This is a genomic window from Allocoprococcus similis, assembly GCF_054660775.1.
The window spans coordinates 137,277-152,070 of record NZ_BAAHSG010000006.1; the positions used below are offsets into that span (position 1 = coordinate 137,277).

Here is a 14,794-nt window from a genome sequence, read left to right on the forward strand (position 1 = left end):
ACTGGTAGAAGAGGCACTTGTATTTACCGGACTTAAAAAAATATAACTAATATTGAAAAAAATAAAACATCTGCGGAATGCATACCGCGGATGTTTTATTTTTGACCGTTAGCTATTTATACTTTCTATTTCTGAATATACTTCTTCAACAGTAAAAGCGTATTCTTTACCCCATCCATATGGGATCTTTCATAGTTATGTGATGCATATACCCCAGGTCCAACCAGACCATGACGGATATCATATCCTGCCCGGAGAGTTGCCTCTACATCGGAACCGTAATGCGGATACACATCGATCGCATAATCCAATCCTTCTTCTTTTGCAGTTTCGGCAAGAGCGGATGTTACGTCGTAGTTGTAAGGACCGCCGGAATCTTTTGCGCAAATAGATACCATGCGTTCGGTACATCCGAGATCGGATCCGACGCAGCCCATGTCAACAGAAATCATTTCTGTTGTATCTTCGGCAACAAAACTTCCGCCGTGTCCGACTTCTTCATATACAGTGAAAAGAAGAGAAACTTTGCGGGAAAGCGCAAGAGATTCATCTTTTACGCATTTTGCCAGACCGAGAAGGATGGCAGCAGAAAGCTTGTCATCTAAGAAACGGCTTTTGATATAACCGCTCGGTGTGATCTGGGTACGCGGGTCCATGGCGATGATATCTCCAGGCTGCACGCCAAGTGAGAGAGTTCCTTCTTTAGTGTCCACATTTTCGTCCAGAAGGATTTCCATATTTTCTTCTTTTGTCTCAACAGCAGAATCTGCAACATGAACAGAAGGTTCTGTATTTAGTACCACACCGGTATAAACGCGTCCGTCGCGTGTGTGGATCGTGCAGTTTTCCCCATCAGCGGTACTCCACTGGTGTCCACCGAGAGTAGTCGGACGCAGTCTTCCATTTGCTTTGACAGAACGCACCATAGCACCGAGGGTATCAACGTGTGCTGCAAGTACTAGCGGATTCCCCTCTCCGCCGATCGTTACGAATACGTTGCCTTTGTTAGAAAGCTGTGGTTCATATCCCATATCTGATAAAGTCTTCATCAGGTATGCAGCCACATCTTTGGTATAACCGGATGGGCTTGGAATAGAAGTTAAAGCTTTCAGTTCGTTTCCGATAAAATCAAGATAATTTTGCATAGAAAATTCCCCCAAAAAAATATTATAGTATATACATTAATATTTTAAGGGAAAAGTTTAGAAAAAGCAATATCGATTGCAGAATAATAAAAAAAAGGTTATAATAATTAGAATAATTGATGAAAGAGGATGAAAAATGGAGATATTAAAAAGGATTGAAGATACTTATCCGAAAATGACAAGAAAGCAAAAACAAATTGCTGATTACATGGTGTCACATGCGGAGAACATGGCATTTATAACCTTGCGTGACCTTAGTCATGAAGTAGAAATTACAGAAATTACGATCCTGAATATGTGCAAAGCATTAGGGTACGAAAGTTTCAATGAGGTAAAGTATGAATTTCGCAAATACATTAATCGGGGAAGAGTAGAATTTTGCGAAGACAATGATTATTATAATACTAATATACCGAAGTATGAATTAGATGAAAAAGAGACACTGCTTCAGGAAATCTGTAATGAAGAAAAATTGTTGATGGATGAATTTATCAAAAGTCTTGATATCAGGAGAATGTTTGAATTAGCAGATTATTTTTTGCAATATTCTAAAATTATTATCTGTGGCAGAGGAATTTCTTATCTTATCGGAGAAAGTATCAGTTCCGCCCTCGCAGGAGTCCGGATTCCAACAATAAAAGTGAATACGGAGTTGAATGAAAATGTCTATTCTGTGCTGCCAATGATCGATAAAAAAACATTAATTCTTGCAATTTCGTTTCCTGACTATTATTTTATGACCCAGAAAGTTGTGGAGTATGCTAAGAAAAATAAAGCAAAAATTATACTGATCACTGATTCAAAAGAAACGGATATTGCACTTTATGCAGATGAACTTATTCTTGTCGGCAGTACAACGCGACTTGCACTTAATACATTGTCGGCACCTATGGCACTGGCAAATTTGTTGACTTCAGCGATAAAAATAAAAGTGGAATCAACATCAAAAAAAGAGTTTTGCAGGTTGATTTGAATTTTGTGAAGTTTTCACGATAAACACAAGAAAAAACTATTAATTTAATATATGCTTTAAAGTGAAATGTGCATTTTTGATAAAAATGCACATTTTTTAAAAATTTATAGCAAAGAATTATAGTATATGCTATAATTAGCAATAGATAAAAGAAATAGGATTCATACGGAAAAGAGATGAATCAAGAAAAAAGGAGGTAACAATAATGAAAAAGAGAATGATAGCACTTGTACTAAGCAGTGCAATGGTACTGTCACTTGCGGCTTGTGGTGGAGGTGGAAAAACTGACAGCAAGAAAGCCAGCAGCGGAGAAAAAGATGAAGAACAGTACATTAACACGTATATGGTTTCAGAACCAACAACATTGGATCCAAGTCTTCGGTCAGATACTTATTCCAGTGAGATATTGATCAGCACAATGGAAGGTCTGATCCGCATTGAGGAACGTGATGGCGAGTATAAGATCATGCCGGGAGATGCGGAAACCTGGGAAAAAAGTGATGATGGAAAAGTGTGGACGTTCCATATTGGAAAAGACAGAAAGTGGAGTGACGGGGAACCGGTAACGGCAGATCAGTATGTATATTCATTACAGAGAAGTGCAGATCCTGCAACAGGATGTCCGAATTCATATTTTGTTACACCTATATTGAATTATGATGCAATCAGCAGTGGTGAAATGAACCCGGATCAGCTGGGGGTAAAGGCAGTTGACGAGTACACGCTGGAAATCACCCTGACTAATCCAATGCCAAGTTTTTTGGAAAGTACAGATGCAAGTATCTTTTATCCGCAGAGAGAGGATATTGTAGAAAAATATGGCGATCAGTATGGAACAGATGCAGATAAGATGGTATATAACGGACCGTTTACAGTGGATGAATGGACGCATAACAGTTCGATCAAACTTGCAAAAAATGATGAATACTGGGACAAAGAGAATGTAGATCTTGGTGCTGTGAATTATCAGATTATTTCAGACACGAGTGCAATTACAAATGCATATGACAGCGGACAGATTGATTTTATCAGTGCAAGTTCCCAGGAAGATCTTCAGAAATATGAAAGCGATGACAATAATACCTACACAAAGACTTCAGGGGGAAATATTACTTTCCAATTCTATAATACAAAAGATAAAATCTTTTCAAATAAGAAAATCAGAGAAGCATTTACACTTGCAGTTGATCATGATGATATGAATGACATGGGATTTAGCGGAATGAGAGAACCTCTTTACGGATGGATCGCTCCGGCACTTACAGTTGGTGAGAAGAGCCTTCGTGAAGAAGCTGGAGATCCGTTAAAAGATTTGAAGAGTGATCTTGATAAGAGTGGAAAGACACCAAAAGATATTCTGATAGAAGGAATGAAAGAGCTTGGTCTTGGGGATGATCCATCCAAACTGGATGTTACTTATTCACTTGCAGGAACATCAGATTGGTTCCATACTTTTGGAGAGTATTTACAGCAGATGTACAAAGAAACACTTGGAATCAATCTTAAAATTGATTTCAGTGAATGGGGAATTTTTGAAGATAATCTGACTAATGGTAAATACCAGATTGGGTTTATGTCATGGGGTGCTTATTACAATGATCCGTATGATATGCTGAGTGTCAATATGACAGACTTTAACCAGATTTACACCGGATGGTCAAATGAGGAATATGATCAGCTTAGTAAAGCAGGTTCCATCGAAATGGATGAAACAAAACGTATGGATGATTATGTGAAAGCAGAGCGTATTTTTATTGAAGATTATGTAACTTGTCCATTGGCAACGAGTGTAAGTCATCAGTTTTCAAAGTCGTATGTACATTCTAAATATGTAGATTACGGAGAAGATCAGTTGTATTTTGCACATCCGGGATGGAAGAACGTTTATACATCTGGAAGATAAAAAGATAGAAAAAGGCAGGAAATTGCAGGATGTGTTTCCTGCCTTTTTACTAAGAAAAGCGGCGAAAATTAAGAGGAGGATACAGTGTGTTTAAATATACGATAAAAAGAATATGTTATATGATTATTACGCTGTTTGCTGTGGCGACAATTACGTTTTTTCTAATGAGAAGTATTCCTGGAGATCCGCTTGCAAGTATGGCGAGAACCCTGCCAGAGCAGACGAAGGCAAATTATTATGCAAAATACGGATTGGATCAGCCATTGTTCACCCAATATCTTATGTATATGAAAGGACTTGTACATTTTGATTTAGGAGAAAGTATTCTTTATGCGGGACGTTCGGTGACAGGAGAGATTGCACGAACCTCGCCGATATCGGGAATGGTTGGAGGAACTGCTCTGATAATCGGAACATTGATCGGAGTAGTACTTGGAATTATTGCAGCACTTAAAAAGAACAGATGGCCGGATTATATTGTAATGTTTATTGCAATATTAGGAGCAACGATACCGGTATTTGTTCTGGCATCTTTAATGCAGTATGTATTCGCAGTAAAGCTTGGATGGCTTCCGGCGTCTGGTTGGGGAAAACCATCGAATATGGTCTTACCGGTTATTGTTATGGGGTTTGGATCAGTTGCGACCTATGCTCGTTATATTAAATCAAGTATGCTTGATACATTAGGACAGGATTATGTTCTGACGGCAAGAGCAAAAGGACTGAGTGAAAGAGCTGTTATTTTAAAGCATGTTCTCCGAAATTCATTACTTCCTGCAGTGACGATTTTTTCAAGCAGTGTGGTTGGAGTGTTTACCGGAGCCTTTGTTACTGAAAAAATGTTTTCAATTCCTGGAATCGGATTTTACTATGTCTCATCAATTAATAATAACGATTATACAATGATCATGGGAACTACCGTTTTTTATGCGGCGTTATTTATCATTATGCAGCTGGTTGTTGACTTTGCGTACATGATACTTGATCCACGTATCAGAGTATCATCAGGTGATTAAACAGGAGGTGCAAATATGCAGAGTATAGCAAAAGAGAAATTTCAGGTTATTGGGCTGGAAGAAAATGCAGTAGAAGAAACAGCCAGACCGCGAATCGGATATTTTCAGGATGCATGGAGAAGACTTCGACAGAATAAGGTAGCGACTCTTGCACTTTTTATTCTTATTGCAATTGTCATTATGGTAATTATAGGACCGAAGCTTAGTGGATATGCATATGAAGAAGTTGATAAGGCTGCAAGAAATCAGTTTCCAAATGCAAAGCACTGGTTTGGAACGGATAAACTTGGAAGAGACATGTTTGCGAGAGTTTGGATCAGTGGACGTGTATCGCTGATCATAGGTGTGGCAGGTGCGTTGATATCTGCAGTCATTGGTTGCATTTATGGTGGAATTGCAGCATATTTTGGCGGAGTTGTGGATGATGTCATGATGCGAATTGTTGAAATACTGATTAGTGTACCATACCTGATTGTTGTGATTGTTCTGTCTATTGTTTTGCAGAGTAAGGGTATGGGAACTTTGATTTTGGCAATGACGGTCACCGGATGGTGCGGTATGGCAAGATTTGTGCGCGCACAGATGTTATCAATAAAAAATGAAGAATACATTTTAGCAGCGAAAGCTTTAGGGGTTAAACCATGGAAGATTATAACAAGACATATGATTCCGAATACACTTAGTACGGTGATCGTATCAATTACATTTGATATCCCGGGCTATATTTTTTCAGAGGCATTTCTTAGTTATATCGGACTTGGAATTCAACCGCCAAAGACCAGTTGGGGTGCACTTGCATCGGCAGCGCAAGCACAGTTTACATTTTATCCGTATCAGTTGTTTTTCCCGGCATTTATGATTGCACTTACCATGCTTTGCTTTACGCTTCTTGGTGATGGCCTCAGAGACGCCCTGGATCCAAAACTTAGAAAGTAGGTAGAATTAAATGGAAAACGGTAAGATATTAGATGTACAGGATTTAAGAGTTTCATTCCATACTTATGCAGGGGAAGTAAAAGCAGTCAGAGGAGTAAGCTTTGAGTTAAAAGAAGGAGAGACTCTGGCGTTTGTTGGAGAGTCTGGTTGTGGAAAGACTGTAACAGCAAAAGCAATTATGCGTCTTTTACAGCCTCCTTTTGCGGAGATTAAACCAGAGTCGAAAGTTATTTATCAGGATAAAGATGTTATGAAGATGAAAAAGAAAGAATTGCAGGCTTACAGAGGAAATGAAGTAAGCATGATCTTTCAGGATCCGATGACTTCGTTAAATCCTACAATGACAATAGGAAAACAGATTATGGAGGGGTTAATCCTCCATCGGAATATGAAGAAAGATGAAGCAAAAAAAGAAGCGGTTAATATGCTGAAACTTGTCAAGATACCGGATGCAGAAAAGAGAATCGATGCATATCCGCATCAGCTTTCCGGAGGAATGAGACAGAGAGTTATGATTGCAATTGCTCTTGCCTGCAATCCGGCACTTTTGATTGCAGATGAGCCAACAACCGCTTTGGATGTAACGATACAGGCACAAATTATGGAACTTCTTGGGGAACTGAAAAAGAAGTTAAATACAGCAATCATTCTTGTAACACATGACCTTGGAGTTGTTGCAAATTTTGCGGATCGTATTCAAGTAATGTATGCCGGACAAGTTATTGAAAGAGGAACAGCAAAAGAGATTTTTTATAATGCAAAGCATCCATATACCTGGGCATTATTATCATCAGTTCCAAGACTGGATTCTGAAAATAAAGAAGATTTGTATGCTTTAAAGGGCACACCTCCGGATTTGATACTGGAAATGAACCACTGTCCGTTTGCTGCCCGATGTGAGTATTGCATGCAAATTTGTAAAGAGGCAATGCCGGAAGAGACTTTGGTGGATGGAAAACATAGTGTGTCCTGCTGGCTTCAGCATCCAAATGCACCGAAAGTAACATCATATTATGACAGAAAAGGCGGAAATGCTGATGAATGATAGATTAATTGAAGTAAAAGATTTATGTAAATTTTTTAAAGTGGGAAAAGGGAATACATTAAAAGCAGTTGACCATGTAAATCTGTATATAAATAAAGGTGAAACGCTGGGGCTGGTAGGAGAATCGGGATGTGGAAAAACTACTTGCGGCAGAACAATACTGAGGCTTTATGATGCTACTTCCGGACAGGTTCTTTTTGATGGAAAAGATGTCAGTAAAATGAGAGGAAAAGAGTTACTGGAGTTTAAAAAGCGCGCACAGATTATTTTTCAGGATCCATATTCTTCATTGGATCCAAGAATGACAATTGGCGAGATTATTGCAGAGGGTATGGATGTTCATACAAATTATACTGCAAAAGAGAAAGACGCCAAGATTGCAGAACTCCTGAATAGTGTCGGGATGAAAGAAGATTTTGCGAATCGCTTTGCCCATGAGCTTTCCGGAGGACAAAGACAGAGAATCGGAATAGCGCGTGCGTTAGCGGTTAATCCGGATTTTATTGTGTGTGATGAGCCGATTTCGGCATTGGATGTATCTATTCAGGCACAGGTTGTTAATCTACTGATCAAACTGCAAAGAGAACGGGGATTGACATATCTGTTTATTTCCCACGATTTATCGATGGTAAGACATATTTCGGATAGAGTTGGGGTCATGTATCTTGGTAGTTTGGTAGAACTGACGAAAAGCAAGGAGATATTTGAAAATCCGAGGCACCCGTATACGAAGGTACTAATGTCTGCAATTCCGGTCGCAGATCCGGAGATAGATGGTGAGAAGAAGCGGATTGAAATCAAGGGAGAAGTACCAAGTCCGATTCACGCACCAAGTGGATGCAAGTTCAGAACCAGATGTCCATATGCAACAGAAGTTTGTGCACAGGAGATTCCAAAACTGCGGGAAGTTAAGGAAGGGCATTTTGTGGCATGTCATCATTGCAATGAGGAATAGAATAGAGGAGGATGAAAATGCTCTCACAGGATATGATAGAAAAAGTATTAGATCGGGCAAGTGAAAAAGGCGCTGACTTTGCGGAAGTATTTGAAGAAGAACGGATCCAGCAGGAAACCCAGATTACGCAGGATGAAATTGAACAGTGTCAGAATGCGAGAGAATGCGGGGTGGGAATCCGTCTTTTTAAAGATAAGACGAGATATTATGCCTACACGAATGACCGTTCAGAAGCAGCTGTTTTCCAGCTGGTCACAGATTTAACGAAGACCATGAAAGGAGATTGCATGGCGCGTCAGAAACTGCAGGATAAAAAAATTTATACAATGGTACCAGAGACAGTTGTTGTATCGGATGTGCCACTGAAAGAAAGAATTACACCGGCACGCCAAGCGGTTGCGGCGGGGATGGCACAGGATGAAATTGTCAGAATGAGGGTAAAACTGACAGATATGGAACAGACGGTTCAGATTGCGAATACAGAAGGTGTGTATGTGCAGGACACCCGTGTAAAGACGCGGCTGTATATTTCTGCATATGCGCAGAACGGAACAGATGTGCAGAGTGGATATTATGGACCTGGAGCAATGAGGGGACATGAGTATTATAATCAGATTGATGTGGAAGCAGCGGCAAGAGAAGCGGCGCGGGCGGCAAAAGTAATTTTACATGCAAAACCATGCCGGGGTGGTCAGATGCCAGTCGTTGTGGCAAATGGATTTGGAGGTCTTTTGTTCCATGAGGCATGTGGTCACAGTCTGGAATCCACGGTAATTGCCAGAGGATCATCAGAATTCTGTGGAATGCTCGGAAAAAAAGTGGCATCAGATGTAGTGACACTGGTCGATGATGGATCCATTGCAGGAGAATGGGGTTCTCTTCATGTAGATGATGAAGGGACTCCGACACAGAAAAATGTTCTGATTGAAAATGGAATTCTGAAAAGTTATATGGTAGATAAACTGGATGGTCTTCGCGCAGGATTAAAGCCGACAGGTTCTGCAAGACGTCAGGATTACAGGCATTATCCGGTAGCACGAATGACAAATACATATATTGCACCGGGAAAAAATACACCGGAAGAAATCATTACTTCGACAGAAAAAGGACTCTATGTAAAATCAATCAACGGAGGGTCAGTGGATCCGGCAACCGGAGATTTTAATTTTAATGCGTCAGAATGTTATATGATCCGTAATGGCAGACTGGCTGAACCGGTAAGGGGTGTAACCTTAATCGGAAATGGTGGAACTATTTTGAAAGCAGTAGATATGGTAGCAGATGATTTTGACCTGAGACAGGGATTTTGCTATGCATCCAGCGGAGCTCTTTATATCGGAGCAGGTCAGCCTACGATTCGTGTCTGTAATATGACGGTGGGAGGGATTGAGTAGATGATAGAAAATTTTATCAGAGAATTTACAGCAGCAGCCCACGAAAAGGGAATTAAAAATCTGGAGTTTTATACAGAAGAAATGCAGAAATCATCCCTGGAAGTTTATCAGGGAAAAGTGCAGGACAGGCAGCTTTGTAAAACACAGGCATGCTATGTGCGCGGTGATTATCAGGGAAAAGAAGGATCTGTTTATATAGAAGATTTTTCGGAAGAGCAGTTTGAAAGAGAAATGAAAATTATCTGTGAAAATGCGGAAGCAATAGAAAAAGTATTCGTTCCGCTTCAGCTGCAGACACTGGAATGCTCAAAAAACGAAAAAGAGTATGATATTCAAAAAATGGAAGAGCAGATGACTGTTGCAGAAAAAGAAATCAAACAGGCATTTCCGGAACTGGAAAAACTAGATACAATCTATTTTGGTGAAACACTGAAAAAGATTGTGATTCAGAATGATTCCGGTGTGCGGATGGAAGACTCTGTACGCAATATGTCGGCAGGATGTCAGGCACAGGCAAAAAAAGACGGAAAAGTACAAAGTGCATATAGTGGAATCTGCAAAGAATATATAGAACCGCATGAACTGGAAAAACCAGTTGGGAAGGCAGCAGAAAATGCGGTGCGGATGCTGGAGGCGGGACCGGTAGAAACAGGAAAGTATCCGGTCATTTTAAGTGCGGGTGTTATCAATGAAATGCTGAGTATGTATATTGGCTCGTTTAGTGCTGAGCAGGTACATCAGGGACTTAGTAAAATGGAAGGGAAAAGGGGAACTTTGGTTGCAGCAGACCATATCATGCTTGTGGAAGACCCGCAGCTTTCCGGTGGTGTGAATAACCGGAGTTTTGATGATGAAGGTGTGGTGACATCCAGAAAAAATCTGATTGACAGGGGAGTACTGCAGGAATATCTCTATAATTGTGCAGAGGCTCAGAAAGATCAGCGTAAGTCAACTGGTAATGGATTTAAGTCTGACTGCCGGACAACGTCGTCAATTGGCGTGACAAATTTGAAACTGACAGGAAAAGAAATGTCACTTAAAAATCTTAAGCAAAATATGGGAAATGGTCTTTATATTGTCAGCTGTGATGGAATGTTTGCTGGTGCAAATACAGTAAGTGGCGATTTTTCATTGATTTCAAAAGGATATCTGCTTGAAGACGGAAAAGAAATCCGTGGAGTAAACCAGATTACAGTGGCAGGAAATTTCTTTGATATGCTGAAGACAATAGAAGGAATTTCGGATGCATATTCTACTTTATTAACCGAAAAAGGAGCATTTATTGCTTCCGATATATTTGCTGGTGAATTAACCGTATCTGGAGTATAATAGACTTAAAATATTATAGAAGGAGAAGGGTAATTATGGGGGAAACATCAAACGCAAATCTACTGACAACGGGATCTATTCCCAAAAAGATTATTATGTTTGCGATTCCGCTTCTATGGGGGAATTTATTCCAGCAGTTGTATAATGTGGCGGATTCGCTGATCGTGGGGAATTTTCTTGGGAATAATGCACTTGCAGCTGTCAGTTCATCAGGAAATCTGATATTCCTGATGGTAGGATTCTTTGGGGGAATTGGCGTGGGAGCCGGTGTTGTCATTGCGAGGTATTTTGGAGCCAGAGAATATGGGAAGCTGAAAAAAGCAATCCATACGGCACTGGCATTTGGAGGCGTATGTGGAATCTTTCTTACGGTTGCTGCGTTGATCCTTGCACCGCAGATTTTAAAACTGATAGGTACGCCGGAAGAGGTACTGCCGAAATCACTGGTTTATTTCAGGGTGTATTTTGCAGGTTCACTTGGATTTGTAATTTATAACTTTGGAATGGGGATTTTGCAGTCGCTTGGTGACAGTAAGAGTCCGGTTATCTATCTGATCATTTCAGCGTGTCTGAATGTGATTCTGGATCTGGTGCTGATCGGAGGTTTAGGATTTGGTGTAGGTGCAGCAGCTTTTGCAACGATTGTTTCACAGATATTAAGTGCGGTTCTGTGCATCAGAAAACTGCGCAGGGAACCAGAGGCGTTCCGGTTATCTTTTCGTGAACTGCGGATGGATGGGAATATGCTGCGGTTGATTGTGGTAAACGGAATACCGGCAGGAATCCAGAATTCCATTATTGCGGTTGCAAATGTATTTGTACAGTCGAATATTAATCAGTTTGGGGCTCTGGCAATGGCCGGGTGTGGGTCATATTCCAAAATTGAAGGATTTGGATTTATTCCGGTTACCTGCTTCTCACAGGCACTCACGACGTTTATCGGACAGAATCTGGGAGCAAAAGAGTATGACCGGGCAAAAAAAGGGGCATTGTTTGGAACCGTTTGTGGAATCGGGATAGCAGAGGTGATCGGAATAGCAGTTTTTTTCTTTTCACCATACCTGATCGCTGCGTTTGGAGGAGATCAAAAAGCAATTGAATATGGGATTGCAGAGGCACATACGATCGCTCTTTTCTATTGTCTGCTTGCGTTCTCACATTGTATGGCAGCAATTCAGAGAGGGGCGGGAAGAAGTATTGTTCCGATGTTTGTTATGATGATTGTATGGTGCGGAGTCCGGGTAACCTATATTAGTATTGTTATCAGGATTATTCCGGTGATCAATGTAATCTACTGGGCATATCCACTTACCTGGTTTATCAGTTCGGTGATATTTTTGATTCTGTTTCTTAAGACAGACTGGATTCACGGATTAGAGAAACAGGGACAGGGCGCATAAAAAAGAAAGCTGTACACTACCTATGTAGTGTGCGGCTTTCTTTTTTGTTCTTATGTTTTTGCCTGAAATTACAGGGAAAGGGAATGAAGTTCCGTAAAGAATGAAGGATAAGATACATCTACACACTGACCATCCTGGATTTCTGTATTTCCCTCGGCGGCAAGGGCTGCGATGGAAAAGGCCATTGCGATCCGGTGATCCAGATAACTGTTGATCTGTCCTCCATGAACCGGATTACCGCCACGGATGATCATACCGTCGTCGGTTGGTGTTACATCAACGCCCATGGCAAGAAGTCCTTCTGTAGTTGTTTTGATACGGTCAGTCTCTTTGACCTTCAATTCGGCAGCATCCCTGATGATCGTAGTTCCTTCGGCGAAAGCAGCCATCACTGCAATCATCGGAATTTCATCGATCAGTGTCGGGATGATTGCACCTTCTACGGTGGTTCCGTGAAGAGTGCTTGTACGTACAAGAAGATCGGCAGTTGGTTCACCACTGTCACAATTTTTATTTAAATAGGTAATGTCAGCCCCCATTGCCCTACATACTTCAAGGATTCCGGCACGGGTCGGGTTAGTACCTACATTCTTTATCAGAAGTTCAGAATCCGGAACCAGAAGGGCAGCAGCGATGAAGTAAGCAGCAGAAGAAATATCTCCGGGAACCTGGATCTTCTGTCCGTATAATTCCTCACATGGGAGAATAGATGCAGTTGCACTGCCATCAGAATGTACCTCTGTCTGCACGTTTGCACCGAACCCATTCAGCATCAGTTCTGTATGATTACGGGAAAGAACAGGTTCTGTAACCTGGGTTAATCCGTCTGCATAAAGTCCTGCCAGGAGTACGGAAGATTTAACCTGGGCAGAAGCTACTTTTGAGTGATAGTGGATTGCGTGCAGGGATGGATTCTGACCGGCAAGAAGATGGCTGTTGATCAGAAGTGGTGCACACCCGTTCCCATTCTGGCTTAAAATATCAGCACCCATCATTCCAAGGGGTTCCATGATCCGCTTCATCGGGCGGGAGTTCAGGGAAGCATCGCCGGAAAGAGTGGTGGCAAATGGCTGACCGGAAAGAATACCGGAAATCAGTCTTGTGGTGGTTCCGCTGTTCCCTACATCTAAAACAGAAGAAGGTTCGGAAAGTCCGTGAAGACCTTTGCCGTGAACCAGGATACGCTCAGGTGTGTCTTCGATATCGATTCCCATGGCACGGAAACAGCCAATGGTAGAGAGGCAGTCGGCACCGTGAAGAAAATGTGTGATCTCAGTAGTTCCTTTTGCCAGTGCACCGAACATAATGGAACGGTGGGAGATGGATTTATCGCCGGGAACAGATACTTCCCCGCGAAGCTGTTTAACAGGTTGGATTTGCATAATATAGTAACCTCTCATTCGTAAAAATTCTATTTTCAGACATTGTGGTCAATTTACACAAAGTCCTGAAAAGAGTTTTTTGACTGTCTTGCATTTAATTATTAACGCTCATAAACAATATAACGATGCTTCTGCAAAAGGGCTACTGCCTTCTCGCAGGAGATGCTGTCGTAGAATTCGATGCGGAGTACGCCTTCTTCAAATTCACGGTTGTGGACGATTCCGATGTTCTTAATGCTGAGTGCATTAGAAGCGAGGATGGTCGCGATGGTGGCGATCACACCGGCTTCATCCGGAATGTCACAGTAGATTTCGAATGCACGCTTGATCGGACCGGCAGAACCGTTTGGCATGGAATTGCGGTAGTTCCGGGAATGGTCGAACATGTCGTAGATTCCCTGGGAGTCGCCGGCATCAACCAGCTTTTTCGCTTCATTTAATGTTTCGATATAATCTCCAAGGATCTGGGAAATATTACTCTGATTCTGTGCACAGATATGTTCCCACATGGTCGGTGAAGAAGAGGCGATTCGCGTAATGTCCTTGAATCCGCCGGCGGCGAGGGTTTTCATCAGCTCATCCTTAGTGTCGGTGTCTCTGACAAAGTTGACCAGACTTGCGGCAATGATATGTGGCAGGTGGCTGATCGTGCCGGTGACGATGTCGTGTTCATGATAATCCAGTACGATCGGAAGTGCACGCAAGGATTCTACGAAGGATGCGTATGCATCAACCTTTTTCTTCGCTACTTTGGCGGAAGGGGTGAGAACAAAGTAGGCGTTCTCGATCAGGATTGGTTTGGAATTGGCAAAACCACTCTTTTCGGAACCGGCCATCGGGTGTCCTCCGATAAAGTAATCCTCCAGTCCCAGCCGGATGATTTCGTCATGGATCGGAGTCTTGACACTTCCAACGTCGGTCAGGATCATATCATCATGCAGGTAAGGCATCATCTGCTTTAAATATGCAGTATTGAAAGCAACCGGAGCACATAAGAAGATGTAGTTGCAGCCGCGGAAATTATCATCGATCGAGGTACAGGCCACATTGATGATGGATTCCTGTGTGGCAAGTGCCAGAGTTTCTCTATTCTTGTCGAAAGCGACAATCTCATAATCCGGATAATATCGCCGGATCGCCTTTGCAATAGAGCCCCCAATGAGTCCGAGTCCGATAAATCCGATTTTTTTCTGTTTCATAATCTTTCGTCCTTTCGTGATAGTCTACCTTTCATAATATAGGAAAACAGGCTATCTGTCAATAAAGCAATACTTTAAAGTGTAAAAGTGAAAGTTTTTGTTGAAATTCTATAAAAT

At 41.5% G+C, this 14,794-nt stretch carries 12 protein-coding genes; 9 read left to right on the top strand and 3 right to left on the bottom strand.

All coding sequences use genetic code 11. From position 1 onward, the window contains the following. Positions 1 to 125: 125 nt before the first annotated feature. The gene (locus tag ACYQ5K_RS03120) at positions 126 to 1,145 is read right to left on the bottom strand and encodes a M42 family metallopeptidase (RefSeq protein WP_173688958.1); all 1,020 of its coding nucleotides are present in this window, start codon (positions 1,143 to 1,145) and stop codon (positions 126 to 128) included. Between the two features lie 136 nt (positions 1,146 to 1,281). Between ACYQ5K_RS03120 and ACYQ5K_RS03125 the strand changes: the two genes are divergently transcribed. The 9 genes from ACYQ5K_RS03125 to ACYQ5K_RS03165 all read left to right on the top strand — a co-directional run bounded on the left by ACYQ5K_RS03125 (position 1,282) and on the right by ACYQ5K_RS03165 (position 12,096). Further along, positions 1,282 to 2,118 (top strand): MurR/RpiR family transcriptional regulator, encoded by an 837-nt coding sequence (locus tag ACYQ5K_RS03125; protein WP_195230605.1) that lies wholly within the window; start codon positions 1,282 to 1,284, stop codon positions 2,116 to 2,118. A gap of 205 nt (positions 2,119 to 2,323) precedes the next feature. Further along, positions 2,324 to 4,021 (top strand): peptide ABC transporter substrate-binding protein, encoded by a 1,698-nt coding sequence (locus tag ACYQ5K_RS03130; protein WP_173688960.1) that lies wholly within the window; start codon positions 2,324 to 2,326, stop codon positions 4,019 to 4,021. 86 nt (positions 4,022 to 4,107) lie between these two features. Then, positions 4,108 to 5,037 (top strand): ABC transporter permease, encoded by a 930-nt coding sequence (locus ACYQ5K_RS03135; protein ID WP_173688961.1) that lies wholly within the window; start codon positions 4,108 to 4,110, stop codon positions 5,035 to 5,037. Positions 5,038 to 5,052: 15 nt separating this feature from the next. Continuing rightward, on the top strand, positions 5,053 to 5,973 hold the full coding sequence (locus ACYQ5K_RS03140; RefSeq protein WP_173688962.1) for an ABC transporter permease: 921 nt from the start codon (positions 5,053 to 5,055) through the stop codon (positions 5,971 to 5,973). 10 nt (positions 5,974 to 5,983) lie between these two features. Continuing rightward, the gene (locus tag ACYQ5K_RS03145) at positions 5,984 to 7,018 is read left to right on the top strand and encodes an ABC transporter ATP-binding protein (protein ID WP_195230607.1); all 1,035 of its coding nucleotides are present in this window, start codon (positions 5,984 to 5,986) and stop codon (positions 7,016 to 7,018) included. Next, the gene (locus ACYQ5K_RS03150; protein WP_274597656.1) at positions 7,005 to 7,973 is read left to right on the top strand and encodes an ABC transporter ATP-binding protein; all 969 of its coding nucleotides are present in this window, start codon (positions 7,005 to 7,007) and stop codon (positions 7,971 to 7,973) included. The genes ACYQ5K_RS03145 and ACYQ5K_RS03150 overlap by 14 nt, the downstream gene beginning before the upstream one ends. A gap of 17 nt (positions 7,974 to 7,990) precedes the next feature. Further along, the gene (locus ACYQ5K_RS03155; RefSeq protein WP_173688965.1) at positions 7,991 to 9,367 is read left to right on the top strand and encodes a TldD/PmbA family protein; all 1,377 of its coding nucleotides are present in this window, start codon (positions 7,991 to 7,993) and stop codon (positions 9,365 to 9,367) included. Next, entirely contained in the window at positions 9,368 to 10,696 is a 1,329-nt protein-coding gene (locus tag ACYQ5K_RS03160; protein ID WP_173688966.1) for a TldD/PmbA family protein, read from the top strand. Positions 10,697 to 10,731: 35 nt separating this feature from the next. Next, the gene (locus ACYQ5K_RS03165; RefSeq protein WP_173688967.1) at positions 10,732 to 12,096 is read left to right on the top strand and encodes an MATE family efflux transporter; all 1,365 of its coding nucleotides are present in this window, start codon (positions 10,732 to 10,734) and stop codon (positions 12,094 to 12,096) included. Between the two features lie 68 nt (positions 12,097 to 12,164). Here ACYQ5K_RS03165 and aroA read toward each other — a convergent pair whose 3' ends face one another. Then, the gene (aroA, locus tag ACYQ5K_RS03170) at positions 12,165 to 13,478 is read right to left on the bottom strand and encodes a 3-phosphoshikimate 1-carboxyvinyltransferase (protein ID WP_173688968.1); all 1,314 of its coding nucleotides are present in this window, start codon (positions 13,476 to 13,478) and stop codon (positions 12,165 to 12,167) included. Positions 13,479 to 13,579: 101 nt separating this feature from the next. Further along, positions 13,580 to 14,677, bottom strand: a complete 1,098-nt coding sequence (locus ACYQ5K_RS03175) for a prephenate dehydrogenase (RefSeq protein ID WP_173688969.1) — start codon at positions 14,675 to 14,677, stop codon at positions 13,580 to 13,582. Between the last annotated feature and the right edge of the window lie 117 nt (positions 14,678 to 14,794).

Coding starts and splice junctions, on each gene's coding strand:
- ACYQ5K_RS03140 (WP_173688962.1), top strand. CDS start 5,053: ATGCAGAGTATAGCAAAAGAGAAATTTCAGGTTATTGGGCTGGAAGAA.
- ACYQ5K_RS03145 (WP_195230607.1), top strand. CDS start 5,984: ATGGAAAACGGTAAGATATTAGATGTACAGGATTTAAGAGTTTCATTC.
- ACYQ5K_RS03130 (WP_173688960.1), top strand. CDS start 2,324: ATGAAAAAGAGAATGATAGCACTTGTACTAAGCAGTGCAATGGTACTG.
- ACYQ5K_RS03120 (WP_173688958.1), bottom strand. CDS start 1,145: ATGCAAAATTATCTTGATTTTATCGGAAACGAACTGAAAGCTTTAACT.
- aroA (WP_173688968.1), bottom strand. CDS start 13,478: ATGCAAATCCAACCTGTTAAACAGCTTCGCGGGGAAGTATCTGTTCCC.
- ACYQ5K_RS03150 (WP_274597656.1), top strand. CDS start 7,005: ATGCTGATGAATGATAGATTAATTGAAGTAAAAGATTTATGTAAATTT.
- ACYQ5K_RS03155 (WP_173688965.1), top strand. CDS start 7,991: ATGCTCTCACAGGATATGATAGAAAAAGTATTAGATCGGGCAAGTGAA.
- ACYQ5K_RS03175 (WP_173688969.1), bottom strand. CDS start 14,677: ATGAAACAGAAAAAAATCGGATTTATCGGACTCGGACTCATTGGGGGC.
- ACYQ5K_RS03160 (WP_173688966.1), top strand. CDS start 9,368: ATGATAGAAAATTTTATCAGAGAATTTACAGCAGCAGCCCACGAAAAG.
- ACYQ5K_RS03165 (WP_173688967.1), top strand. CDS start 10,732: ATGGGGGAAACATCAAACGCAAATCTACTGACAACGGGATCTATTCCC.
- ACYQ5K_RS03125 (WP_195230605.1), top strand. CDS start 1,282: ATGGAGATATTAAAAAGGATTGAAGATACTTATCCGAAAATGACAAGA.